The organism is Pseudomonas sp. P7779, assembly GCF_013386315.1.
Taxonomy (GTDB): Bacteria; Pseudomonadota; Gammaproteobacteria; order Pseudomonadales; family Pseudomonadaceae; genus Aquipseudomonas.
Genome location: NZ_JACARZ010000221.1, coordinates 1 through 417 on the forward strand (window position 1 = coordinate 1; position 417 = coordinate 417).

Consider the following 417-nt stretch of genomic DNA (forward strand, 5'->3'; position numbering starts at 1 on the left):
GCCCAGTACGGTGCTGTCGTTCATGCCGCCAATCAGCAGGTTTTTCGCGCCGCTGGGCAGTTTCACCAGGGCCGAGTTGGTGGAGTCCATGGCGCCCGGCACGTCGAGGGTTTTCTGCGCGGTGAACAGGATATGGTCAACCGGCAGGCCGGCGGCCTTGAGGCCTTCTACCGAACCGTCGGTGCGCTTCTTGCCGGTTTCCAGCTCGTCGAAGGTATTGATGACGGCGTAGGTGTCCTTCCAGTCCCAGTTGCGATGCTTGGCTTCGGTGGCCATGGCTTCGCCTTGTTTCTGGCCGATCTTGTAGGCGTCCAGGCCGACGTAAGGCACGTCTTCCATGGGCTTGCCCTTGGCGTCGACGAAGCGGTCGTCTACCGCCAGCACTTTGAGGTTATTCAGCTTGGCCTTGGCCATGAT

At 60.9% G+C, this 417-nt stretch carries 1 pseudogene; it reads right to left on the reverse strand.

The window, feature by feature from the left end:
- Positions 1-417, reverse strand: a pseudogene (locus HX869_RS31280) (arabinose ABC transporter substrate-binding protein); the annotation flags it as partial.